At 73.2% G+C, this 23,685-nt stretch carries 20 protein-coding genes; 11 read left to right on the top strand and 9 right to left on the bottom strand.

The annotated features are described in order from the left end of the window. Positions 1 to 40 precede the first annotated feature (40 nt). Positions 41 to 844: an exodeoxyribonuclease III gene (locus tag ACFWJB_RS23300; RefSeq protein WP_385462193.1), complete on the top strand. Its 804-nt coding sequence runs from the start codon at positions 41 to 43 to the stop codon at positions 842 to 844. On the opposite strand, the gene ACFWJB_RS23305 is transcribed toward ACFWJB_RS23300, so the two are convergent. Further along, positions 832 to 1,470, bottom strand: a complete 639-nt coding sequence (locus ACFWJB_RS23305; protein ID WP_385462266.1) for a MerR family transcriptional regulator — start codon at positions 1,468 to 1,470, stop codon at positions 832 to 834. The genes ACFWJB_RS23300 and ACFWJB_RS23305 overlap by 13 nt on opposite strands. 187 nt (positions 1,471 to 1,657) lie before the next feature. Here ACFWJB_RS23305 and ACFWJB_RS23310 point away from each other — a divergent pair, with 187 nt between their 5' ends. The 4 genes from ACFWJB_RS23310 to ACFWJB_RS23325 all read left to right on the top strand — a co-directional run bounded on the left by ACFWJB_RS23310 (position 1,658) and on the right by ACFWJB_RS23325 (position 5,332). After that, positions 1,658 to 3,187: a flavin-containing monooxygenase gene (locus tag ACFWJB_RS23310; RefSeq protein ID WP_385462196.1), complete on the top strand. Its 1,530-nt coding sequence runs from the start codon at positions 1,658 to 1,660 to the stop codon at positions 3,185 to 3,187. Then, on the top strand, positions 3,184 to 4,131 hold the full coding sequence (locus tag ACFWJB_RS23315) for an alpha/beta fold hydrolase (RefSeq protein WP_386924523.1): 948 nt from the start codon (positions 3,184 to 3,186) through the stop codon (positions 4,129 to 4,131). The genes ACFWJB_RS23310 and ACFWJB_RS23315 overlap by 4 nt, the downstream gene beginning before the upstream one ends. Beyond that, on the top strand, positions 4,128 to 5,021 hold the full coding sequence (locus ACFWJB_RS23320; RefSeq protein ID WP_385462202.1) for an SDR family oxidoreductase: 894 nt from the start codon (positions 4,128 to 4,130) through the stop codon (positions 5,019 to 5,021). The genes ACFWJB_RS23315 and ACFWJB_RS23320 overlap by 4 nt, the downstream gene beginning before the upstream one ends. Positions 5,022 to 5,107: 86 nt before the next feature. Beyond that, positions 5,108 to 5,332, top strand: a complete 225-nt coding sequence (locus tag ACFWJB_RS23325; RefSeq protein WP_385462205.1) for a hypothetical protein — start codon at positions 5,108 to 5,110, stop codon at positions 5,330 to 5,332. A gap of 86 nt (positions 5,333 to 5,418) precedes the next feature. Here ACFWJB_RS23325 and ACFWJB_RS23330 read toward each other — a convergent pair whose 3' ends face one another. Beyond that, complete coding sequence (locus tag ACFWJB_RS23330; protein ID WP_386924525.1) at positions 5,419 to 8,778, bottom strand: S41 family peptidase; 3,360 nt, start codon at positions 8,776 to 8,778, stop codon at positions 5,419 to 5,421. A 148-nt stretch (positions 8,779 to 8,926) separates the two neighbouring features. Between ACFWJB_RS23330 and ACFWJB_RS23335 the strand changes: the two genes are divergently transcribed. From ACFWJB_RS23335 to ACFWJB_RS23355, 5 genes are all read left to right on the top strand, one after another. Beyond that, positions 8,927 to 9,526: a TetR/AcrR family transcriptional regulator gene (locus ACFWJB_RS23335; RefSeq protein ID WP_385471096.1), complete on the top strand. Its 600-nt coding sequence runs from the start codon at positions 8,927 to 8,929 to the stop codon at positions 9,524 to 9,526. Between the two features lie 122 nt (positions 9,527 to 9,648). Next, positions 9,649 to 11,883, top strand: a complete 2,235-nt coding sequence (locus ACFWJB_RS23340) for an MMPL family transporter (protein ID WP_386924528.1) — start codon at positions 9,649 to 9,651, stop codon at positions 11,881 to 11,883. A gap of 131 nt (positions 11,884 to 12,014) precedes the next feature. After that, entirely contained in the window at positions 12,015 to 12,518 is a 504-nt protein-coding gene (locus ACFWJB_RS23345) for a YbaK/EbsC family protein (protein ID WP_386924530.1), read from the top strand. Then, positions 12,515 to 13,360, top strand: coding sequence for an EamA family transporter (locus ACFWJB_RS23350; RefSeq protein ID WP_386924532.1), 846 nt, complete (start codon positions 12,515 to 12,517; stop codon positions 13,358 to 13,360). The genes ACFWJB_RS23345 and ACFWJB_RS23350 overlap by 4 nt, the downstream gene beginning before the upstream one ends. A 56-nt stretch (positions 13,361 to 13,416) precedes the next feature. Further along, entirely contained in the window at positions 13,417 to 13,692 is a 276-nt protein-coding gene (locus ACFWJB_RS23355) for a DUF1876 domain-containing protein (protein WP_385471089.1), read from the top strand. A gap of 36 nt (positions 13,693 to 13,728) precedes the next feature. Here ACFWJB_RS23355 and ACFWJB_RS23360 read toward each other — a convergent pair whose 3' ends face one another. From ACFWJB_RS23360 to ACFWJB_RS23375, 4 genes are all read right to left on the bottom strand, one after another. Further along, positions 13,729 to 14,913 carry a serine hydrolase domain-containing protein gene (locus ACFWJB_RS23360; RefSeq protein ID WP_386924575.1) on the bottom strand — a complete coding sequence of 395 codons (1,185 nt, stop codon included), beginning with the start codon at positions 14,911 to 14,913 and terminating at the stop codon, positions 13,729 to 13,731. Positions 14,914 to 15,013: 100 nt separating this feature from the next. After that, the gene (locus ACFWJB_RS23365) at positions 15,014 to 15,772 is read right to left on the bottom strand and encodes an energy-coupling factor ABC transporter ATP-binding protein (protein ID WP_385471087.1); all 759 of its coding nucleotides are present in this window, start codon (positions 15,770 to 15,772) and stop codon (positions 15,014 to 15,016) included. Further along, on the bottom strand, positions 15,760 to 16,521 hold the full coding sequence (cbiQ, locus tag ACFWJB_RS23370; RefSeq protein ID WP_385471085.1) for a cobalt ECF transporter T component CbiQ: 762 nt from the start codon (positions 16,519 to 16,521) through the stop codon (positions 15,760 to 15,762). The genes ACFWJB_RS23365 and cbiQ overlap by 13 nt, the downstream gene beginning before the upstream one ends. A 1-nt stretch (position 16,522) precedes the next feature. Beyond that, positions 16,523 to 17,596, bottom strand: a complete 1,074-nt coding sequence (locus tag ACFWJB_RS23375; RefSeq protein WP_385471083.1) for an energy-coupling factor ABC transporter permease — start codon at positions 17,594 to 17,596, stop codon at positions 16,523 to 16,525. Between the two features lie 191 nt (positions 17,597 to 17,787). Here ACFWJB_RS23375 and ACFWJB_RS23380 point away from each other — a divergent pair, with 191 nt between their 5' ends. Continuing rightward, the gene (locus ACFWJB_RS23380) at positions 17,788 to 18,165 is read left to right on the top strand and encodes an SsgA family sporulation/cell division regulator (RefSeq protein ID WP_386924535.1); all 378 of its coding nucleotides are present in this window, start codon (positions 17,788 to 17,790) and stop codon (positions 18,163 to 18,165) included. A 37-nt stretch (positions 18,166 to 18,202) separates the two neighbouring features. Here the strand turns inward: ACFWJB_RS23380 and ACFWJB_RS23385 are convergent, their stop codons facing one another. The 3 genes from ACFWJB_RS23385 to ACFWJB_RS23395 form a co-directional block, all read right to left on the bottom strand. After that, entirely contained in the window at positions 18,203 to 19,909 is a 1,707-nt protein-coding gene (locus ACFWJB_RS23385; protein ID WP_386924537.1) for a penicillin-binding transpeptidase domain-containing protein, read from the bottom strand. 156 nt (positions 19,910 to 20,065) lie between these two features. Continuing rightward, a complete protein-coding gene (locus ACFWJB_RS23390) occupies positions 20,066 to 21,703 on the bottom strand; it encodes a penicillin-binding transpeptidase domain-containing protein (protein ID WP_386924539.1) in 1,638 nt (545 codons plus the stop codon). A 164-nt stretch (positions 21,704 to 21,867) separates the two neighbouring features. Further along, entirely contained in the window at positions 21,868 to 23,613 is a 1,746-nt protein-coding gene (locus ACFWJB_RS23395) for a dolichyl-phosphate-mannose--protein mannosyltransferase (RefSeq protein WP_386924541.1), read from the bottom strand. Positions 23,614 to 23,685: the final 72 nt, after the last annotated feature.

Genomic DNA, 23,685 nt, shown 5'->3' on the forward strand with positions numbered 1-23,685 from the left:
GCTCGCGTAACGTACGTCCCCGCACCCCTGGGAGAGTTTTTTGTACACCGTGACCTCCGTGAACGTGAACGGTCTGCGCGCCGCCGCGAAGAAGGGCTTCGTGGAATGGCTCGCGGGCACCTCCGCCGACGTGCTGTGCCTCCAGGAGGTACGCGCCGAGCCCCACCAGCTCCCCGAGCCCGTCCGCGCGCCCGACGGCTGGCACGTCACGCACGCCCCCGCCGCCGCCAAGGGCCGCGCCGGCGTCTCCCTCTACACGCGCCGCGAACCCGACCGCGTGCAGGTCGGTTTCGGGTCGCCGGAGTTCGACACCGCAGGCCGGTACGTCGAGGCCGACCTGCCCGGTGTGACCGTCGCCTCCCTCTACCTGCCCTCCGGCGAGGTCGGCACCGAACGCCAGGAGGAGAAGGTCCGCTTCATGGGCGAGTTCCTCGCCTACCTGAAGGGACTGCGCGAGCGCGCCGCCGCCGAGGGCCGCGAAGTGCTGGTCTGCGGCGACTGGAACATCGCGCACCGCGAGGCCGACCTGAAGAACTGGCGCGCCAACAAGAAGAGCTCCGGCTTCCTCCCGGAGGAGCGCGAGTGGCTGGGCCGCGTGCTCGACCCGGCGGACGGCGGCTACGTGGACGTGGTGCGCGCGCTGCACCCGGACGCCGAGGGGCCGTACTCGTGGTGGTCGTACCGGGGTCGGGCCTTCGACAACGATTCAGGATGGAGGATCGACCTCCATGCGGCCACCCCGGGACTGGCCGCCCGGGCCGTCAAGGGATACGTCGAGCGGGCCGCAACGCACGCCGAGCGGTGGTCGGACCACGCGCCGGTGACCGTCGTCTACGGGCGCTGACCCTCCTCGGGCCCCGGCCGCAGCCGTCGGTCCAGGGCGAGGGAGAGTTCCGCCTCCACCACGCTGCGGGCCAGTGGACGCAGGCGCTGGAGGTCCTGTTCGGGGGCGTGGCGCGAGATCAGGTCGGCGAAGAGCGCGGCCAGGGCGTCGGCGTGTTCGCGGACGCGCTTGCCGGCGTCGAGGACCGCGGCGAGGGGTATGCCCTCGCGGACCAGGGCCGAGGAGACGTCCAGCAGGCGGTGGCTGATGTGGACGAGTTCGTCGCCGTCGGTGCCGAGGTAGCCCAGCTCCATCGCGGCGGCGAGGTTCTCCGGGGTGACCTCGCCCTCGAAGCGGGCGGCGAGCTCCTCGGGCGTGAGGCGGACCGGGGTCTCCTCGGTGGGCTCGCCGATGCCGAGCAGGTCACCGACGTCCCGGCCGTGGTCGAAGGCGTCGGCGAGCTCGGCGATGCCGTTGAGGGTGTGGCCGCGTTCCAGCAGGGCCGCGATGGTGCGCAGGCGGGCCAGATGGTGGTCGTCGTACCAGGCGATACGGCCCTCGCGGCGGGGCGGCGGGATCAGCTTGCGCTCGCGGTAGAAGCGCAGGGTGCGCACCGTGATGCCGGCCAGCCGGGCCAGTTCCTCCATGCGGTACTCGCGGGGGCCAACGTGTCGTCCAGCGTCTCCTGCGTCTTCTGCCACGCCGGAAGCCTATGTCGTACCGCCGGTAACTTTCCTTGCCGTGCCCCCTACCCATCAGTACGGAGCTGCTCTACTCTCCCCATTGCGCCAGTGTTCACTGGCAGAGTTCTAGGCGACGCGTGGAGGCTTCGGGATGGCCGAGCACGAGCAGGTTCAAGAACACGTGCGGGTGGCGGTGATCGGGTCCGGCTTCGGCGGGCTGGGGGCCGCCGTGCGGCTGCGCCGCGAGGGGATCACCGACTTCGTCGTCCTCGAGAGGGCCGACAGCGTCGGCGGCACCTGGCGCGACAACAGCTACCCGGGGTGCGCCTGCGACGTGCCGTCCCACCTGTACTCGTTCTCCTTCGCGCCCAACCCCGAGTGGCCGCGCACCTTCTCCGGGCAGCGGCACATCCGGGCGTACCTGGAGCACGTGGCCGACACCTTCGGGCTGCGCCCCCACCTCCGCTTCGGCTCGGAGGTGAAGCGGATGGCGTGGGACACCGAGCGGTTGCGCTGGGAGATCGAGACGGCGAGCGGGAACCTGACCGCCGACGTCGTCGTCTCCGCGACCGGCCCGCTGTCCGACCCCAAGGTCCCGGACGTCCCCGGCCTCGACACCTTCCCCGGCAAGGTCTTCCACTCGGCCCGCTGGGACCACGACTACGACCTCACCGGCAAGCGGGTCGCCATGATCGGCACCGGCGCCTCGGCCATCCAGATCGTGCCGGCCGTCCAGCCCGAGGCCGGCCGGCTCACCCTCTTCCAGCGCACCCCGGCCTGGGTGATGCCCCGCATGGACCGGCCGATCAGCGCCGCCGAGCGCGCCCTGCACCGGGCGCTGCCCGTCACCACCAAGCTGCGCCGCGGCCTGCTGTGGGGCATCCGGGAGCTCCAGGTGCAGGCCTTCACCAAGCACCCCGACGAGCTGGGCTTCGTCGAGGCGATCGCCCGGCGCAACATCGCCTCCGCGATCAAGGACCCGGCCCTGCGCGCCAAGCTCACCCCCGACTACCGCATCGGCTGCAAGCGGATCCTGCTGTCGAGCGCGTACTACCCGGCGCTCGCCCGGCCGAACGTGGACGTGGTCGCCAGCGGTCTGAGCGAGGTCCGCGGCAGCACCCTCGTCGCCGCGGACGGCACCGAGGCCGAGGCCGACGCGATCATCTTCGGCACCGGCTTCCACGTCACCGACATGCCCATCGCCGAGCGCGTCGTGGGCGCGGACGGGCGGACCCTCGCCGAGACCTGGAAGGGCGGCATGGAGGCCCTGCGCGGTGCCTCGGCGGCCGGCTTCCCCAACTTCATGACGGTCATCGGGCCCAACACCGGCCTCGGGAACTCCTCCATGATCCTCATGATCGAGTCCCAGCTGAACTACATGGCCGACTACCTGCGCCAGTTGAACGTGCTCGGCGGCAGGGTCGCCCTCGACGCCCGCCCCACCGCCGTGCGGGGCTGGAACCACCGGGTGCAGGAGCGCATGAAGCGCACCGTGTGGAACACCGGCGGCTGCACCAGCTGGTACCTGGACCCGAGCGGCCGCAACACCACCATCTGGCCCGGCACGACCGCGGAGTTCAGGCGGGCGACGCGGCGCGTGGACCTCGCCGAGTACGAGGTGCTGCGCGTCCCGGCCGCCCGGAAGGCCCCCGCCTCCGAGAGCGCGGAGGTGGGCGCGTGAGCCGCCTCGCGCACGTCGCCTCCGGCCCCTACGCCCCGCCCGTGCCGGCCCGCGAGCTGACCGTCGTCTCCGCGGACGGCGCCCGGCTGCACGTCGAGGTGCACGGCCCCGAGGACGCGCCCGCGGTCGTCCTCTCCCACGGCTGGACCTGCTCGACCGCCTTCTGGGCGGCGCAGATCCGCGCCCTGTCCGCCGACCACCGGGTCATCGCCTACGACCAGCGCGGTCACGGCCGCAGCCCGGCGAGCCGGGTGTGCGGGACCGACGCCCTCGCCGACGACCTCGAGGCCGTCCTCGGGGCCACGCTCGCGCCGGGCGAACGCGCGGTGATCGCCGGGCACTCCATGGGCGGGATGACGGTCCTGGCCGCCGCCGCACGGCCCGCGCTGCGCGAGCACGCCGCGGCCGTCCTGCTGTGCAGCACGGGCAGTTCGCGGCTGGTGGCGTCCGCGACCGTGCTGCCGCTGCGGGAGGGCCGGGTGCGGACCTGGCTGACCCGGCGCCTGCTCGGCTCGCGGGCGCCCCTCGGGCCGGTCACGCCCCTGGCGCTCAGGATCCTCAAGTACGGGACGATGGGCCCCGGTTCGGCACCCCACATGGTCGAGGCCTGCGCCCGCATCGTGCACGCCTGCCCGCGCAGGGCGCGTCACGCCTGGTCGCGGGTGCTCGACCTGCTCGACCTCGACCACGGCGTACGGGAGTTGCGGATGCCGGTCGAGGTGGTCGTCGGGACCGCGGACCGGCTGACCCCGCCCGTGCACGCCCGCGCGCTGGCGGCGGCGCTGCCCTCCTGCGTGGGTCTGACGGAGCTTCCGGGCGCCGGCCACATGACGCCGGTGGAGGCGCCGGAGCTGGTCACCGGGAAGATCCGCGCGCTGGCCGCCGCCCACATTTCCGACGCGTCCGCGAAGACGGACGCCGTACACGCCGAGGAGAGCGCATGAGCAGGGTGAGCCTGGAAGGACGCGTCGCCGTCGTCACCGGGGCGGCGCGGGGCGTCGGGGAGCTGCTGGCCCGCAAGCTCTCCGCGCGCGGGGTGAAGGTGGCCCTGGTCGGGCTGGAGCCGGAGGGGCTCAAGCAGGTCGCGGCGCGGCTGCACACCGAGAGCGAGGTCTGGCACGCGGACGTCACCGACCACGAGGTGATGGCCCGGGTGGCCGGCGAGGTGAAGGAGCGGTTCGGCCGGATCGACGTCGTCGTCGCCAACGCCGGTGTCGCCACCGGCGGTCCGTTCGTCGACTCCGATCCGGAGTCCTGGCGGCGGGTCATCGAGGTCAACCTCATCGGCTCGGCGGTGACGGCCCGCGCCTTCCTGCCGGCGCTGACGGAGAGCCGCGGCTACCTGCTCCAGATCGCGTCCCTGGCCGCCATCACGCCCGCGCCGATGATGACCGCCTACTGCGCCTCCAAGTCCGGTGTGGAGGCGTACGCGCACAGCCTGCGCGCCGAGGTCGGCCACCGGGGCGTGAGGGTTGGTGTCGGCTACCTGTCCTGGACCGACACCGACATGGTGCGCGGCGCGGACCAGGACGACGTCATGCGGGAGTTGCGGCAGCGGCTGCCGTGGCCGTCGAACAAGACCTATCCGCTGGGCCCGGCGGTGGACCGGCTGGTGGAGGGCATCGAGCGGCGCTCGAGCCACGTGTACGGGCAGTGGTGGCTGCGCGGCATGCAGGGTGTGCGCGGCTACCTGCCGGCCGTCATCGGCACCGTCGGCCAGCGCGAGATGCGGCGCTTCGCGGACCGGCTGAACGGCATGCGCACGGGGCTGGTGGGCGCCGGCGGAGCGGCCGACGAGGAGCACCGGACGACCTCCGCTACGGTCCGTCACTGATCGACATGCGCAGGGTCACCGCCCGTGTGAATCTGATCGGGCCCGGCCGAACCGGCCGGCCCGAAAGACCACAGGAGTGAGCCCACATGGGTATCAAGGACCAGTTCCAGGACAAGGCCGAGCGCATGCAGCAGCAGGGCAAGCAGCGTGCCGAGCAGGGCAAGCAGCGTGCCGAGCAGGGCAAGCAGCGCGCGGAGCAGGCCAAGGACCAGATGCACAACCGCGACCGCCGCCGCGACCAGGACGAGATGGACCCGTCCTCGCGCCGCCGGGACGCGGACGAGCGGTTCGAGGAGAGCTACGACGCCTGACGCGTCGCGGCTGATCCGGGAAGGCGCCCTCCGCCGCACGGAGGGCGCCTTCTGGGCGTCCGCGCACCGCACGGGCGGCGCGGGTGTCACCGCCGCGGCGGCAGCGGGGGCCGGGACCGGTCCGGCGCGTCGCCGTAACCGGGAGGCGTGGCGGGCGGGTTGGTCTCCAGCAGCTCCAGGGCGAGCCGCACCGCCTCGTCCAGTACCGGGTAGCGGCCCTCCGCCCAGTCCAGCGGGGTGCGCAGCGCCTCCACGTCGGGGGCGACGCCGTAGTTCTCCACGGACCAGCCGTACGCGTCGAACCAGGCCGCGTTCATCGGCACCGTGATCACCGTGCCGTCGCCCAGCCGGTGCCGGCCGGTCATGCCGACCACTCCGCCCCAGGTGCGCTGCCCGACCACCGGGCCGAGCCGCAGCAGCTTGAAGGCGGCCGTGATCATGTCGCCGTCGGAGGACGTCGCCTCGTCAGCGAGCGCCACCACCGGCCCGCGCGGGGCGTTGGACGTGTACGACACCGGCTGTGCGTCGCGCGTCAGGTCCCAGCCGAGGATCGTGCGGGTCAGCTTCTCGATGACCAGCTCGCTGATGTGCCCGCCCGCGTTGCCGCGGACGTCCACGATCAGCGCGGGCATGGAAACCTCCATGCGCAGGTCGCGGTTGAACTGGGCCCAGCCCGAGCCGCCCATGTCGGGGATGTGCAGGTAGCCGCAGCGTCCGCCGCTCAACCGCCGTACCACCTCGCGGCGTTTGGTCACCCAGTCCTGGTAGCGCAGCGGCCGCTCGTCGATCAGCGGGACGACGGCGACCCGGCGGGCGGGGCCCGGGCCGTCCCCGGCCGGTACGAAGGTGAGCTCCACGGTCGTGGCGCCGGCGCCGGCGAGCAGCGGGGACGGCCCGGCGACCGGGTCGACCGGGCGGCCGTCCACGTGGGTGAGGACGGCGCCCTCGCGGATGCCCGTGCCGGCCAGCGGCGAGCGGGCCTTGGAGTCGGAGGAGTCGCCGGGCAGGATCCGCTTGACGGTCCAGCGGCCGTCCCGGCACACGAAGTTGGCGCCGAGCAGCCCCTGCCAGCGCTGGTAGTGCGCGGGGCCCTCGTTGCGCCGGGCGGCGGCGACGTAGGCGTGCGAGGTGCCGAGTTCGCCGAGGACCTCACGCAGCAGGTCGGCGAACTCGTCCGGGGACGCGACCCGTTCGACCAGCGGGCGGTACTGGTCGAGCACCGCGTCCCAGTCGATGCCGCACATGCCGGGGTCCCAGAAGTAGGCGCGGATCAGGCGGCCGGCCTCGGCGTACGCCTGGCGCCACTCGGCGGCGGGGTCGGCCTCGTGCAGGATGCGGCGCAGGTCGATCCAGGTGGTGGAGTCCCCGTCGCCCGCCTCGGTCGCCGGTACGGCGCGCAGGTCGCCCTCGTCGAGCACGACCAGCCGGGTGCCGTCGCCGCTGACCCGGAACCAGTCGAGATGGTTGACGAGTTCGGACTTCTTCGCCTTGGCGAGGCTGAAGTGCTCCAGGGTGGGGCGTTCGCTCGGGTCGTCGGGGTTGGCGAAGGTCTCGCCGAGCGCGCCCGAGATCGGCCAGCGCAGCCAGACCAGGCCGCCGCCCGCGACCGGGTGCAGCGCCGAGTACTTCGAGGCGGTCACCGGGAACGGCGTCACGCGGGCCTCAAGGCCCTCCGCCTCCACGGTCACCGGGCCGCCCTCGCCGGCCTCGTCCTCCAGCGGGTCCAGACCGCCGGCGGCCGGGCGGCCCTCCGGGTTGAGCGCGAACGGGGAGGGGGTCGCCGACGACAGGGGCACCAGGTAGGGCCGGCAGCCCAGCGGGAAGGACAGGTCCCCGGTGTGCACGTCGTACACCGGGTCGAAGCCGCGCCAGGACAGGAACGCGAGATAGCGGCCGTCGCTGGTGAACACCGGGTTCTCGTCCTCGAAGCGGCCGTTGGTCACGTCGACGACGACCGGCCCGTCCGCTCCGTCGATGCGGGCCATCTTGATCTGCCGCAACGACCGCCCGATGCCCGGGTGGGACCAGGTCAGCCAGGCCCCGTCGGGGGAGAAGGCGAGGTCGCGGACGGGGCCGTTGTCCGACCGGATCAGCTCGGTGACGTCGCCGGGGGCGCGGTCGTCCGGGGCGTCCCCACCGACGGCGTCCGCGTCCTCGCCCGTGACCTCGCCGCCGTCCTCGGCCGGCTCCGGCGTCTCGGCGGTCAGCGTCCCCTCCGGGACGTCGATCAGCAGCAGCCGCCCGTCGTGCGAGGCGACGGCGAGGCGCTCGCCCGCCGGGTCCGAGACCAGCTCCAGCACCCGGCCGAGCCTGCCGGAGGCCAGCCGCCGGGGCGCCCGGCCCCCCGTCGCCCGCGGCAGGAAGGAGAGCTCGACGGCGTCCTCGCCGTCCGCGTCCGTCACGTAGGCGACCCGGCCGCTCGCCCCCAGCATCTCGGGGAGCCTGACCCGTACGCCCGGGGTGTCGGCGAGGGTGCGCGCCGGGCCGTCGCGGTGGGTGAGCCAGTACAAACTGCCGCGGACGACGACGGCACTCGCGCGGCCCGTCTCGTCGACGGAGACACCGCCCACGTTCTGGGCGGCGGGCACCTGGTACGTACGCCGTCCCGCGCGCGGTCCGCTCAGCCGGACGTCGAGCCGGCGCGGCACCGAGCCGGGCGAGAGGTCGTCGACGATCCAGAGGTCGCCCGCGCACTGGTAGACGACGCGGGTGCCGTCGCCGGCGGCGTGGCGGGCGTAGAAGGCGTCGTGGTCGGTGTGGCGGCGCAGGTCGGAGCCGTCGTGGGCGCACGAGTAGAGGTTGCCGACGCCCTCGTGGTCGGAGAGGAACGCGATCCGGCCGCCGGTGAACATGGGGCAGGAGAGGTGCCCGTCCAGGTCCGCGAGCAGCCGCTGCCCGTGCAGCCACAGCCGTCCCGTGGCACCGCCCCGGTAGCGCTTCCAGGAGGCCGGCTCGTGCGGCGGGGTGCCGGTGAGCAGGAGCGTCCTGCGCTCGCCGGCCAGATCGGCGACCTGGATGTCGGTGACCGGCCCCCAGGGCAGCTTGCGGCCCGGGTCGCCGTCGAGGGCGATCTTGTAGGCCCAGGTCAGGTGCGAGAAGGGCTCGCCGTGGGAGGCGACGGCGAGGACGGCGCTGCTGCCGTCGGGGTCGGGCGGCGTCCACCCGCAGACGCGGGTGTCGAAGCCGCCCCAGTGGGTGAGCCGGCGCGCGGGCCCGCCGCCGACCGGCACGAGGTGGACCTCCGGGACCAGGGTGCGCCAGGTGGTGTAGGCGATGTGGCGGCCGTCGGGCGAGAAGCGCGGGTGGCCCGCCTTGGTGCGGTCGACGGTGAGCCGCCAGGCGGGGTGGGGGTCGTCGAGACCGGCGATCCAGAGGTCGTCCTCGGCCACGAAGCAGATCCGGTCGCCGCTGAGGTGGGGAAGGCGCAGATAACTCACCCCTCCCATGCTTTGCCGCGGGCAGGGCACCGGCAACTTATGGGGAGCTGACAACCGTGACCCACGACACGAACGAAACCGTTTCGTTTCGATAGCGGCTGGGGTACATTCATCATGTACGAAACGGTGTCGTTCTGATCGGAGAGGGGAGAGCGAGATGACCGAGGTCGCGACCGCGCGCCGCAGTCGGATCACTCCCGAGCGCGAGGCCGAGCTGTACGGCGCCGTGCTCGACCTGCTCCGGGAAGTCGGCTACGACGCCCTCACCATGGACGCCGTGGCCGCCCGCACCCGGTCCAGCAAGGCGACGCTCTACCGTCAGTGGGGCGGCAAGCCCGAGCTGGTCGTCAAGGCCATCCGGCACAACAAGCCCGGTGAGACGGGCGAGGTCGACACCGGCTCCCTCCGGGGCGACCTGCACGCCCTGATGGCCCGCGAGGACGACTGCACCATGGAGCAGAACTCCGCGCTGATGCGGGGCGTCGCCATGGCGCTCCACCAGAATCCGGACCTGCGCCAGGCGTTCCGGGAACAGCTCATCGAACCGGAGATGGCGGAGTTCCGCCGGCTGCTCCAGCGAGCGGTCGACCGGGGCGAGATCAGACCGGACTGTCCCGCCCTGGACTTCCTCGTGCCCATGCTGGTCGGCGCCTTCGCCACCCGCACGCTGCTCGAGGACCAGCCGCCCACCCGGGCCTTCCTCACCTCGTACATCGACGCCGTGATCCTCCCCGCCCTCGGCGTCCGAGTCTCCTGACACGTCCCTCGGCCAGGCCCCACCTGCGCCCCCGTTCGAGCCCCAGCTGACGTCACCGCTCACGTCGTCGGGCTGATCACCCCTGCCCTGAAGACCCACGACCTGACCGGGAGTACGCCCTCGTGGCCACATTCCTCTACAAACTCGGCCGGCTCGCCTTCCGGCGGCGGCACTTCGTCGCCCTGCTCTGGGTGGCGCTGCTGACGCTCGCCGGTGTCGGCGCGGCCAGCGCCCCGCCCGCCGGCAACTCCTCCTTCTCCATCCCCGGTACCGAGGCCCAGAAGGCCTTCGACCTGCTCGAACAGCGCTTCCCGGGCCAGAGCGCCGACGGGGCGACCGCACGCGTCGTCTTCAAGGCACCGTCCGGCGAGAAGATGACGGACGCCGGCCACAAGGCGACCGTCGAGAAGACCGTCCACGAACTGTCGGACGGCTCCGAGGTCGCCTCCGTCGCCGACCCCTACCAGGGGAACGCCGTCAGCAAGGACGGCACGATCGCCTACGCCTCGGTGCGGTACGACGTCTCCGGCATGGAGCTGGAGGAGTCCACCAAGGAGGCCCTGGAGGACGCGGCGCAGCAGGCCCGCGACGCCGGGCTGACCGTCGAGATCGGCGGCGACGCGCTCCAGGCCGTGCCCGAGACCGGAGCCACGGAGGTCATCGGCATCGCGGTCGCGGCCGTCGTCCTCGTCATCACCTTCGGCTCGCTGGTCGCGGCCGGGCTGCCGCTGCTCACCGCGCTGATCGGCGTCGGCATCGGCGTCTCGACGATCACCGCGCTGGCGAGCGCGCTGGAGCTGGGCTCCACGACGTCCATCCTGGCCATGATGATCGGCCTCGCGGTCGGCATCGACTACGCCCTGTTCATCGTCTCCCGCTACCGCGCGGAACTCGCCGAGGGCCGCGAGCGCGAGGAGGCGGCCGGCCGGGCCGTCGGCACCGCCGGCTCCGCCGTGGTCTTCGCCGGCCTCACCGTCGTCATCGCCCTGGTGGGCCTGGCGGTCGTCAACATCCCGATGCTGACCAAGATGGGCGTCGCGGCGGCCGGCACGGTCGCCATCGCGGTCCTGATCGCCCTCACGATGATCCCCGCGCTGCTCGGCTACGCGGGCCGCAGGGTCAAGCCGGCCGGCGCCAAGAGCAAGCTGCTGGGCGGCGGCCGCGCCGCGAAGAACCAGGACGGCAGGCCCGTCAAGGCCAACATGGGCACCCGCTGGGCGAGCTTCGTCGTCCGCCGTCCCGTCGCCGTCCTGCTGCTCGGCGTCCTCGGCCTCGGTGCCGCCGCGATCCCCGCGGCCTCCCTCGAACTGGGCCTGCCCGACGACGGCTCCCAGCCGACGTCCACGACCCAGCGCCGGGCGTACGACCTGCTGTCGGAGGGCTTCGGCGCCGGCTTCAACGGTCCGCTGATGGTCGTGGTGGACGCGAAGGGCAGCGACGCCCCGAAGGACGTGTTCACCGACGTCTCCGACGGGATCGAGGGCCTCGACGGCGTCGTGGCGGTGACCCCGCCCGCGCCCAACAAGGCCGGCGACACCGCGACGATCACCGTGATCCCGGACTCCAAGCCGTCCTCCGTGCAGACCGAGGACCTGGTGCACGCCATCCGCGACGCGGGCGGCGACATCAAGGCGGACACCGGCGCGGAGACCCTGGTCACCGGCTCGACGGCGATGAACATCGACGTCAGCCAGAAGCTCAACGACGCGCTGCTGCCCTACCTGGTCCTGGTCGTCGGCCTGGCCTTCCTCCTCCTGATCGTGGTCTTCCGCTCGATCCTGGTCCCGCTGAAGGCGGCCCTGGGCTTCCTGCTGTCGGTCATGGCGGCGCTCGGCGCGGTCGTCGCGGTCTTCCAGTGGGGCTGGCTGTCCGGCCTGATGGGCGTCGAGGAGACCGGCCCGGTCATGTCGATGATGCCGATCTTCATGGTGGGCGTCGTCTTCGGCCTGGCCATGGACTACGAGGTCTTCCTGGTCACCCGCATGCGGGAGGCGTACGTCCACGGCGAGAAGCCGAACCAGGCGATCGTCACCGGCTTCAAGCACGGCGCCCGCGTCGTCACCGCGGCCGCGGTGATCATGATGGCGGTCTTCGCGGGCTTCATCGGCTCCAGCGAGTCCATGGTCAAGATGATCGGCTTCGGCCTGGCGATCGCCGTCTTCTTCGACGCGTTCGTGGTCCGCATGGCCATCGTCCCGGCCGTCCTCGCCCTGCTGGGCAAGCGGGCCTGGTGGCTGCCGAAGTGGCTGGACCGCGCCCTGCCCAACGTGGACGTCGAGGGCGAGGGCCTGCGCACGGCCGGCGACGCCGGACGCGGCTCGGACCCCGACGAGGACCGGGTGCCGGCCCGCACCTGACACACCGCACCCGGTAGCAGACCAGCCGGTGAGGGCCCCGTGGGGACGGGACGGCCCTCACCGGCTCCGCCGTGCGCGGGGCCCGCGAACCCGGTCGCGTGCACGCTGCACGTACCGCTACGGTGCCCACCATGACGACGACCGACGACGCCTCCGGCGCCCACCCCCGTTTCGCCGCCGCCCTGCGAGAACTCGGCCTCGACGACCTGGTCGGGCAGGTCCGGCTCTTCCCGGACTCCACGCGGACCGCCGCGGAGGCCGCCGCCGCGATCGGGTGCGGGCTGAGCCAGATCTGCAAGTCGCTGATCTTCGCCGCGGACGGGGTCCCCGTGCTGGTCCTCATGGACGGCGCCTCCCGCGTCGACGTGGAGCGGGTCCGAGCGGAGCTCGGCGCCGGGAAGGTCACCCGGGCCAAGGCCGACGTCGTACGGGAGACCACCGGGTACGCCATCGGCGGCGTGCCGCCCTTCGGGCACCGCAGCAGGACCCGCGTCCTCGCCGACCGGTCCCTGCTCGCGCACGAGGTCGTCTGGGCCGCCGCCGGCACGCCGTACAGCGTCTTCCCCATGGAGCCCAAGGAGCTCGTCGCCACCGCCGGCGCCACCCTCGTGGACGTCCGCGAGCCCGCCGCGTGACCCCGCTGGTGACGGCCGCGGTCCTGCTCGCGGCCGTCACGCACGCCGGCTGGAACGCCATCGCCCACCGGATCACCGACAAGCTCACCGGCTTCACCCTGATCTCGGGCGGCGGACTCCTCATCGGGCTGGCGCTGCTGCCGTTCACGGCGCTCCCCGCGGCCGGGGCGTGGCCCTACCTGCTCGTCTCCGCCGCCGTCCACGTCGCCTACTACACCCTGCTGATGCGCTCCTTCCGGCTCGGCGACTTCGGGCAGGCCTACCCGATCGCCCGGGGCAGCGCGCCCCTGCTGGTCACCGTCCTGGCCGCCGTCTTCGCGCACGAGGTGCCCGACGGCTGGGCGACCGCGGGCATCGCGCTGTCCTGCGCCGGACTGACCGGCGTCGCCCTGTGGGGGCTGCGCGGACGCCGGCCCGACTGGGCGGCGATCGGCGCGGCCCTCGCGACCGGGGTGACCATCGCGGTGTACACCGTCGTGGACGGGCTGGGCGTCCGCGCCTCCGGGTCCTCCCTCGGCTACATCGCCTGGCTGATGGCGGTGCAGGGCACGGCCCTCCCGGCGTACTTCCTCTACCGCCACCGCGCCGGCGCCTGGGCGCTGCTGCGCCCGCGGGCCGGACTCGGTCTGTTCGGCGCGGCCCTGTCCGTCGCCGCCTACGCCCTGGTGCTGTGGGCGCAGACCCGCGCCGCACTCGCGCCGGTCGCCGCGCTGCACGAGTCCTCCATCCTGGTCGGCGCCGCGATCGGGGCCCTCTTCTTCAAGGAGCGGTTCGGCGCGCCCCGGATCGCCGCGGCGGGACTCCTGGTCGTGGGGATCGGGCTGATGCTGCACGCGGGATAGTGCGTGCGGCGGCGACGAGGCGCACCCTGGAAGCAGGTGTTCCGGAGGTGATCGTCATGATGCACACCGCTGTGGGATGGCACGTCGAGATGGAGTTCATGGAGGACGACCAGCACACCCGCGCCGCCGCGATGGTGCGGCTGCCCGACGGCACGGAGGTGCGGGCGAACGGCCACGCCAGCCGTCACCAGGTGGACTCCCAGCAGCCCCGCGTCGGGGAGGAGGTCGCCGGAGCGCGGGCGCTGAACGAGCTCGCCATGCAGTTGCTCACCAAGGCGCACGGCGAGATCGACGACGCGTCGGGGAGGGTGTCCCACCCGATCCACGTGTGAGCGGGATCCCGGCGGGCCGGCCGCGTCCGCCGGGTCTCAGGCCGCCTCGAGCGACGTCCGCACCGCCCGCACCAGGGCCTGGGCCCGCGGGTCGGCGGTCACGGACCGGCGGAAGCCGTTGGTGACGTAGCCGAACGCGATCCCCGCCTCGGGGTCGGCGAAGCCGAGGGCGCCGCCGCGGCCGGGATGGCCGAAGGAACCGGGGGACAGGAACGGGGACGCGCTGCCGTGCAGCATGTAGCCGAGCCCGAAACGGGTGTTCACGACCAGCACGCGGTCCGGGCCCGCCGACTCCTCCGCGCGGGCCCGTTCCGTCGTCGCCGCGTCGAACAGCCGCACGCGCCGTGTCACGCCGTCGACGTCGCCGGTCAGCGCCGCGTAGAAGCGGGCCAGCGCGTCGGCCGTCGCGATGCCGTTGGTCGCCGGGAGGGCGGACGCCCGGTACGCCGGGTCGTTCTGATCCGGGAACGGCGTGATCGCGGCGAAGGCGCGGCGGGTGAGGGAGTCCGGGTCCTCGTAGGCCTCGGTGACCGAGCGCTTGGGGCGCAGGCGCGGCCCCCCGGAGGACGCGGGCTCCTCGAGGCGGCCGACCCGGCCCGCGCGGCCCGCCGTCTCCTCCTCGGCGGGCAGGCCGAGCCACAGGTCCAGGCCCAGCGGGCCGGCGATCTCGTCGGCGATCCACTCGCCCGTGCTCCGCCCGCCCGTCACCCTGCGCACCAGTTCGTCGAGCAGCCAGCCGTAGGTCAGCGCGTGGTAGCCGTGGTCGGTGCCCGGTTCCCAGACGGGTTCCTGGGCGGCGACCGCCTCGGGGCCCCGCAGCGGGTCGAGGGCCTCCTCGGGCGTGAGCGGACGGTCCAGGACCGGCAGTCCGGCCCGGTGGTTCAGCACGTGCCGGACCAGCACCCGCTCCTTGCCATGCGCCTTGAACTCCGGCCAGTACGCGGCCACCGGCGCGTCCAGGTCCAGTTCCCCGCGCTGGTGCAGCAGCAGCGGTACGGCGGCGGCGACGCCCTTCGTCGCGGAGCGCACGACCTGGGCGGTGCCCCGGCGCCACGGTGCCGTGCCGTCGACGTCGCGCGTGCCGCCCCACAGGTCGACGACCTTGCGCCCGTCCCGGTAGACGGCGACCGCCGCGCCCCGGTCCCCGAGCGCCGTGAAGTTCCGTGCGAACGCGTCCCTGACCGGTTCGAAGCCCCCGGCCACTGTGCCCTGCACGTCCACGCTCGCGTCCACTTCCCTGCGTCCCTTCCCGATGCCCCGGCCTGTTCCGGCCCGTCGCCTGCGGCAGTGGGTGCAACAGCCACCGACCGCCGGCGATTCCTCATGTACCCGTCGACACCGAGCGCGGGTCGAAGCCGAAGGGCAGTTCCAGACGGTGGGCGCGCATCAGCGTGTCGTCGGAGAGCAGGTCGCCGGTGGGGCCGTCCGCCGCGATCACGCCGTCGCTGAGGACGAGGGCGCGGGGGCACAGCTCCAGGGCGTAGGGCAGGTCGTGGGTGACCATCAGGACCGTGACGTCGAGCGAGCGCAGGATGTCGGCGAGTTCGCGGCGGGAGGCGGGGTCCAGGTTGGAGGAGGGTTCGTCCAGGACCAGGATCTCCGGCTCCATGGCGAGCACGGTCGCGACCGCCACCCGGCGCCGCTGGCCGAAGGAGAGGTGGTGCGGGGGCCGGTCCTTGTACGCGGCCATGCCGACCAGGCCGAGCGCCCGGTCCACGCGCGCCTCCAGCTCGGCCCCCTTCAGCCCGGCCGCCGCCGGCCCGAAGGCCACGTCCTCGCGCACGGTCGGCATGAAGAGCTGGTCGTCGGGGTCCTGGAAGACGATGCCGACCCGGCGCCGGACCTCCGCCATGTTCCGCTTGTCCACGGGCAGCCCGGCCACGGTGACCGTCCCGGTGCCGCCGGACAGGATGCCGTTGAGGTGGAGCACCAGGGTCGTCTTGCCGGCGCCGTTCGGGCCGAGCAGCGCGACCCGCTCGCCGCGGGCGACGGAGAAGTCCACGCCGAAGAGGGCCTGGTGCCCGTCGGGGTAGGCGAAGGCGAGGCCGGAGACCTCCAGAGAAGCTGTCACAGCACCCATCCCAGCAGACAGACGACCAGCGCCGCACACGGGAGGGCCAGTGCGTACGACCACTGCGCCCGGGACGCGGTCACCTCGTCGATCACCGGCATCGAACCGGCGTACCCGCGGCTGACCATCGCCAGGTGGACGCGCTCGCCGCGTTCGTAGGAGCGGATGAACAGGGCCCCGGCTGACTTGGCGAGCACGCCCCAGTGGCGGACGCCCTTCGCCTCGAAGCCGCGCGACTCCCGGGCGATCCGCATCCGGCGCATCTCGTCGGTGATGACGTCCCCGTACCGGATCATGAAGGAGGCGATCTGCACCAGCAGCGGCGGCAGCCTCAGCCGTTGCAGGCCGAGCAGCAGCTCGCGCAGCTCGGTGGTGGAGGCGAGGAGCACGGAGGCGGCGACGCCCAGGGTGCCCTTGGCGAGCACGTTCCAGGCGCCCCACAGGCCGTTCACGCTCAAGGACATGCCGAGGACGCCGACCCGCTCGCCCTCGGCCACGAACGGCATCAGCACCGCGAACGCGACGAACGGCACCTCGATCAGGAGCCGCTTGAGCAGGTACCCGGCCGGGACGCGGGCCGCGTACGCCACCGTCGCCAGCAGGAGGGCGTACAGGCCGAAGGCCCACATCGCCTCGCGCGGCGTCGACACCACGACGACCACGAAGGCGAAGACCGCGGCGAGCTTGGTGTGCGGCGGCAGACCGTGCACGGGGGAGTGCCCGTGCCGGTAGAGCCTGTGCGCGTGCCCGGCGCCCATCTCAGACGCTCGTGTCGTGGGTGGTGCCGGTCGTCGTGCCGCTCGGCGAGTTGTCGTCGGCACGCCGCCTGCGCACCGCCCAGAACACCGCGCTGCCCGCGACGACGGTGACGCCGACGCCGATGACGCCCGCGAGACCGCCGGAGACGCGGGTGTTCGCGATGTCCTTGACGCCGTAGTCGGCGAGCGGGGAGTCGGCGCTGGCGTGCTCCTCGGCCTTCTTGTCGATGCCCTTGTCGGCCGCGACCTTCTCCAGGCCGTCGGGGTTGGCGGAGGCGTAGAAGCTGACGAAGCCGGCGAGGACCAGGGAGGCGACCAGGCCGGTGATCCACACCTTCCGCGGCGAGCGGGCGGCGGCGGGCGCGGGGGCCGGCTCGGTGCCGGGGGCGTCGACCAGTTCGCCGTTCACCCGCAGCTTCAGCCGCTGCCCGAGCCCACGCGCGCCGTACACGAGGTCGGGGCGCACGGCGATGACGGCGCCGACGGTCAGCGCGGTGATCGCGGCCTCGCCGATGCCGATCAGGACGTGCACGCCGATCATCGCGGTGGCGACCTTGCCGATGGAGACGTCGGTGGTGCCGCCGATCCAGTACAGGAACGTGAAGGCGAGGGCGGCGGCCGGGACGGAGACCAGCGCGGCGACGAAGGAGGCGACGGTGACCGACCGGCGGGTGCGCGGCAGGACCTTCACCAGGCCCCGGAAGAGGGCGTAGGCGACGACCGTCGTGACGATCGCCATGTCGGTGATGTTCACGCCGAGCGCGGTCAGGCCGCCGTCCGCGAAGAGGATGCCCTGCATGAGCAGGACGACGGAGACGCACAGGATCCCGGTGTAGGGACCCACGAGTATCGCGGCGAGCGCGCCGCCGAGCAGATGCCCGCTGGTTCCCGCGGCGACCGGGAAGTTCAGCATCTGCACCGCGAAGATGAACGCCGCGACCAGGCCCGCCAGGGGCGCCGTCCGCTCGTCCAGCTCGCGCCGCGCGCCGCGCAGGCTCACCGCGACGGCGCCGGCGGCGACGACTCCGGTCACGGCGGAGGTCGGGGCGTTGATGAATCCGTCAGGTACATGCACGAGACGATGATAGGGGCTTGTTGCGAACCTCTCGCAAGAGCGAGGCCCTCGTCATCTCATCTGTGAGATGAGTGACCCCGTACGGGAGAGGGTGACGCATCGTCAAAAGGTGTTATTCGGAAAATATGGGACATTGGCACTGTGTGGACACACAGCTTCCGTGACGGTCGCAGAGCGTGAGGGGCGATCCCATGTCCGTTGTCGAGCAGTACGCGCGAGCCCACATCCTCACGGACGCGGACCTTCCCGGCGAGGACGACGGCGGCGCCATACCGGTCGTGCTGCGCTACGACCCCGACCGCGATCCGGACACGGTGTCCGTGGGACTGCCCGGCCGGGGCCGGAACACGGCCGCGCGCGAGTGGAGGTTCTCCCGGGACCTGCTCGAACGGGGCCTGCGGGCACCCACCGGGAGCGGAGAGGTTCGGGTGTGGCCCTGCGGGCGGGTGCAGGCCGTCGTCGAGTTCCACTCCCCGCAGGGGTGCTCCGTCGTCCAGTTCGAGACCAGGACGCTCATCCGGTTCCTGCAGCGCACCTACGCGGCGGCGGCCGAGCCGGTGCCGCACTGAGCCGGCACCCGTCCGGCCGCCCGGCCGGGCCGCCCGCTCAGCCGCCCGCCTTCAGCAGCGCCGCCACGATGGGCCCCGCGGTGTCGCCGCCGTGGCCGCCCTGCTGGACCACGCCCGCCGCGGCCAGGTCCCCCCGGTACGCGGTGAACCAGCCGTTGGGCTTGTCCTGTCCGTCGACCTCGGCGGACCCCGTCTTCGCGCCCGCCTGGCCGCCCAGGCCGGCCATCGCCCCGGCCGCCGTGCCGTTCGTGGCCGTGTAGGACATCAGCTCGCGCAGCTGGCCCAGCGTGGACGCGGACAGCGTGCGGGAGGCCGTGGCCACCTTGCGTCCGTCGACCGACGGGGCGACCAGGTACGGCTGGCGGAAGGCGCCCGTCCGCACGGTCGCCGACACCGACGCCATGTTCAGCGGGTTCATCCGCACCCCGCCCTGCCCGATGAGGGAGGCGGCCATCGGCGCCGCGCTCTGCACCGGCACCGAGCCGTCGAAGCTGGGCACGCCGATCGCCCAGTCGTTCCGCGACAGGCCGAAGACCTCCTGGGCCTGCCTGGTCAGGTCGTCGTTCTCCAGCTTCGGGGCCTGGCTGATGAAGGCGGTGTTGCACGAGCGGGCGAAGCTGGCCTTGAACGTGCCGTTCTTGATCTCGAACTCGTCGTCGTTCTGGAACTTCCAGCCGCCGTAGCTGAAGTACTTCGGGCACGGGTGCTGCTTGTCGGCCGAGGCCAGGCCCTTCTCGATGAGCAGCGAGGCGGTGACGACCTTCATCGTGGAGCCGGGGGCCAGGGAGCCCTGGAACGCGGTGTTGAAGCCGTGGCCGCCGTTGGCGACCGCGAGGATCTCTCCCGTCGAGGCGCGCAGCAGGACGACCGACGCCCGGGCCTTGCCCGCCACCTGCTGCTCGGCCGCGGCCTGGAGGCCGGGGTCCAGGGTGGTCCGCACGGTGCCCGGCGTGCCCTCGCTCAGCTCCAGCAGCGTCTTGTCGGACGCCTTCGCCGCCTTGGACTCCTTGCCGCGGACCACGCGCAGTTCGACGCCCGCGGTGCCGCCGGCCTTCTTCCCGTACTTCTCGCGCAGCCCGTCCAGGACGGTGCCGAGCGACGGGTACTTCGCGGCCGTGATCTCCCCGCCGTCGCGGTCCAGAGCCTTGACCGGGGGCGTGCCGGCCTCGCCGGTGACCAGCGTGTCGCCGTCCTTCAGCTCCGGATGGACGAGGGCGGCGTGCCAGTCGACGCGCGGCTCGCCGTCGCCGGCCCGGCGGACGACGGTCAGCGCGCTGTCGTAGGCGAGCGGCACGCTGATCCCCCCGGTCCGGGAGGTGCCGTCCTGCGCCCCGGCCTCGTAGGCCACGCTCGCCTTGACGGAGAACGGCACCCGGGCGCCGGCCGGGGTGCCCGGGGTGAACGTCGCGCCCGTGATCCGGGCGTCCTTCGTCCAGCCGGTCAGCAGGGCCGCGGCCGCCTCGGCGTCGTCGGTCGCGGCGGCGGCACCGGCGACGTCGCCGCGCTGCCAGGCGGTGAGGAAGCGCTGGGTGGCCGTGGTGACCTCGGCCGCCGTCAGGGGGCCGGTCGGCGCCTTGTTCTCGGCCGCCGCGGACGTCGTCCGCCCGGTCTCCTCGGCCGCGGCCCCGCCGCCGTACAGCGCCCACGCGCCGACTCCCGCGCCGCCCACGACCACGGCGGCCACCCCGCCGACCAGGGCCGGTCTCGTCTTCCGTCGCCCGGCGACGGCCCTTCTGCTGCCCACTCGCGTCCCGTTTCCTCCGTGTCGCCCGGACATCCCGGGACCCTGCTGCCGCACGCTTGCCACGACGGCGACCACCCTAGGGGGTGTCCGACGAACGCCCGCGGCGTCGCGGCTTCGTCGGACACCCCCAGCGCGTCCCACCCCGGGGAACCCCGCTCAGCCGCCGGCCCGCAGGACGTCCGCCACGATCGGGCCGGCCGCGTCACCGCCGTGGCCGCCCTCCTCGGTCATGGCCGCCGCCGCGACGTCGTCCCGGAAGCCGGTGAACCAGCTGTTGGACGTGGTCTGCCCGTCGACCTCGGCGGAGCCGGTCTTGGCGCCGATGTCGCCGCGCAGCCCGGACATGGCGTTCATGGCGGTGCCCCGGGTCGCGGTGAGCCGCATCATCTGCCGGAGCTGGGAGGCGGTGCTCTGCGGCAGCCCCTTGGCGGTGGCGAGCCGGCGGCCGTCCAGCTCGGGCGGGACCAGGTACGGCTGGCGGAACTCGCCGGTGATGGCGGTCGCCGTCACCGACGCCATGTTCAGCGGGTTCATCTGGACCTGGCCCTGGCCGATGGCGCCCGCGGCGCGGTCCGGGCCCTCGACGGCGGGAACGCTGCCGTCGAAGGAGACGATGCCGGTCTGCCAGTCGTCCCGGCCCAGCCCGAACCGCTCCTGGGCCTCCTGGGTCAGCGACGCGTCGTCGAGCGGCTCCTCGTCGATGAGCTTGATGAAGCCGGTGTTGCAGGACCGCAGGAAGTCGTCGGCGAGCGTGGCGCCCGGGTCGGGCTTCATGTCGGTGAGGTTCTTGAAGGTCTGCCCCTGCCACATGGCGTCCGGCGGACAGGGCGCCGGGCCGTTCATCGAGCTCACGCCGTTGTCGATGAGCATGGCGGCGGTGATGATCTTCATGGTGGAGCCGGGGGCGACCCGGCCCTGGAAGGCCGCGTTGAAGCCGTCCGCGCGGTTGTTCGCCACGGCCAGCACCTCGCCGGTGCTGGGCCGGACGGCGACCACCGAGGACTCGCCGTACCGCCGCACGGCCTTCTCGGCCGCCGCCTGCACGCCCGCGCTGAGCGTCGTCCGCAGCTTGCCGGGCCTGCCCTCGGTCAGCGTCAGCAGCGGGGTGTCCGGGGCCTGGGTGGCCTCGTGCCGGATCGCCAGCTCGACGCCGGGCGTGCCGCCCGCCTTGTCGCCGTACTTCTCGCGCAGGGTGGCGAGGACGGGGGCGAGCGAGGGGTACTTCTGCGGCGTCAGCACGGTGTCGTCACGGTCGACGGCCTGGATCTGCGGGGTCGCCGACTCCTCGGTGACCAGCGTGTCGCCGGTCTTCAGCCGCGGGTGGACGACGGCCGGGTCCCAGTCGACCAGCGCCCGCCCGGAGGTCTGCCCGCGCACCACGGTCAGTTGGCTGCGGTACGTCAGCGGCTTGGACGTGCCGTCGTAGGAGACCTTCGCCTTCACCGTGAACGGCACGGTCATGCCGCTCACGGTCGGCTCGCCGGGCGTGATCTCGACGCCGGTGATGTGCGCGGCCCGGCCGTAGGCCGTCAGCAGCGTCCCGGCGACCGAGGCGTTGTTCGTGTACGAGGCCGCCGTCGTCGCGTCGCCCTTCTCCCAGGCGGCGAAGAACTTGCCGGTGGTCTCCTCGACCTCGTCCGCGCTCGGCGGCCCGCTCTTCGTGGCCGCCCCGGCCGCGCCGGAGCCCCCGCCCTCGTCGAGCGCCGACACGACGTTGTAGGCCCCGTACGCGGCCCCGCCCACCATCACGGCGAACACACCGCCTATGACGGCGGTCTTCACCCCCCTGCCCATCGGCAGTCCCCTCCCCGTTCGACCCCGCACGCGCTTTCTTGAACGCGTTCAGAAGTAGTTGTGGGTGGCACTCTATGTGCAGAGGGTGGCCGATGGTACGGATGTTTTCGGATGGTGGCCGAACGGAGACCGGCCCGGGCGGGGCGGGATCCGGACGTTCCGGGTCAGACCCAGGTGTCCAGCCACATCCGCGACCGCCACTCCTCCATCGGGATCGCCGTGCCGGTGTAGAGGGGCCAGAAGTAGATGAAGTTCCAGGCGATCAGCAGCACCAGCACGCCCGCGCCCGTCGCCCCCGCCACGCGCCGGGTGTCCCCGCAGCCCGGCCGGCCCACGATCGCCCCCAGCAGCATCGCGACCGCCAGGCACAGGAAGGGCAGGAAGACGACGGCGTAGAAGAGGAAGATCGTGCGCTCCTGGTACAGGAACCAGGGCAGGTAGCCGGCCGCCAGCCCGCAGGCGATGGCACCCGCGCGCCAGTCGCGGCGGAAGGCCCAGCGCCACAGGACGTACAGCAGGGCGAAGCAGCCGATCCACCACAGCAGCGGCGTGCCGATCGCCAGCACCTCGCGGGCGCACTTCTCGCCCGCGTCGGCCGGGCAGCCGTCCGTGCCGGGCCCCGGCGACTCGTAGAAGTAGGAGACCGGGCGGCCCAGGACGAGCCAGCTCCACGGGTTGGACTGGTACGTGTGCGGAGACGTCAGGTGGGTGTGGAACTCGTACACCTGCGTCTCGTAGTGCCACAGGCTGCGCCACCAGTCCGGGAAGAGCCACGACCAGGAGCTGGTCCGCCCGCCGGCCGTCGCCCAGTCGCGGTAGTAGCCGCCGGAGCCGTCGGCGGGGGAGAGGATCCAGCCGGTCCACGTAGCGATGTAGGTGACGACGGCGACCGGCACGGTCGACAGGAACGCCCAGCCCAGGTCGTGCTTGAGCACCGCCAGGTACGGCCGGTCGGCGCCCGCGACCCGGCGGGAGCCGACGTCCCACAGCACGGCCATCACGCAGAACGCCGCCATGATGTACAGGCCGTTCCACTTGGTGGCCGCGGCCAGGCCCAGCATCACCCCGGCCGCCAGCCGCCAGGGCCGCCACCCGAGCCGCAGCGACCCGGCGACGTGCGCGTCCGGGCGGACCCGGCCGTCGGAGTCCACCGGCAGCGCGGCGGCGAGTCTGCCGCGGGCCCGGTCGCGGTCCACGACCAGGCACCCGAACGCGGCCAGCACGAAGAACATCAGCACGCTGTCCAGCAGTGCCGTGCGGCTCATCACGAAGTGCAGCCCGTCCACCGCCATCAGCGCGCCCGCCAGGCACCCGAGGAACGTGGAGCGGAACAGCCGGCGCCCGATACGGCACAGCATCAGCACCGACAGCGTGCCGAGCAGCGCCGTCATGAACCGCCAGCCGAACGGGTCGAACCCGAACAGCAGCTCGCCCAGCCCGATCATGTACTTGCCGACCGGCGGATGGACGACGTACGCCGCGTCCGTCGGGATCGGGACGTGCCCGCCCGAGTTCAGGATCAGGTCGTTGGCGTTCTTGTCCCAGTTGACCTCGAAACCGCGGTGGATCAGCGCCCAGGCGTCCTTGGCGTAGTACGTCTCGTCGAATATCACCGCCTTCGGGCTGCCCAGGTTCCAGAACCGCAGCACGCCCGCCAGCAGCGCGACCAGCAGCGGACCGCCCCAGCCGGACCAGCGCCCGATCCGGTCGGCCGCCGCCTTCGACAGGCCGAGGAAGACCCACAGCCGCGGGCCGGGCCGCGTGTACGGCGGCACCAGCCGGTCGCGGACGTCGCCCGCGGGCTGCCCCGCCGTGTGGCCGAAGCGGCGCAGCCGCTGCTGCCAGGTGGGCCCCTCGCCGGGCGGGGCCTGGTCCTGCCGGAGGTCCGTGGAGGACGCGGTACTGGTCACCGCGCCATCGTAGGGAACCGTTCTGTGCGCGTCCCGCGCACGGCCCTCACGGGTCCGGATGCGTCCCCGTCC

The organism is Streptomyces sp. NPDC127100 (genome assembly GCF_042724095.1).
Taxonomy (GTDB): Bacteria; Actinomycetota; Actinomycetes; order Streptomycetales; family Streptomycetaceae; genus Streptomyces.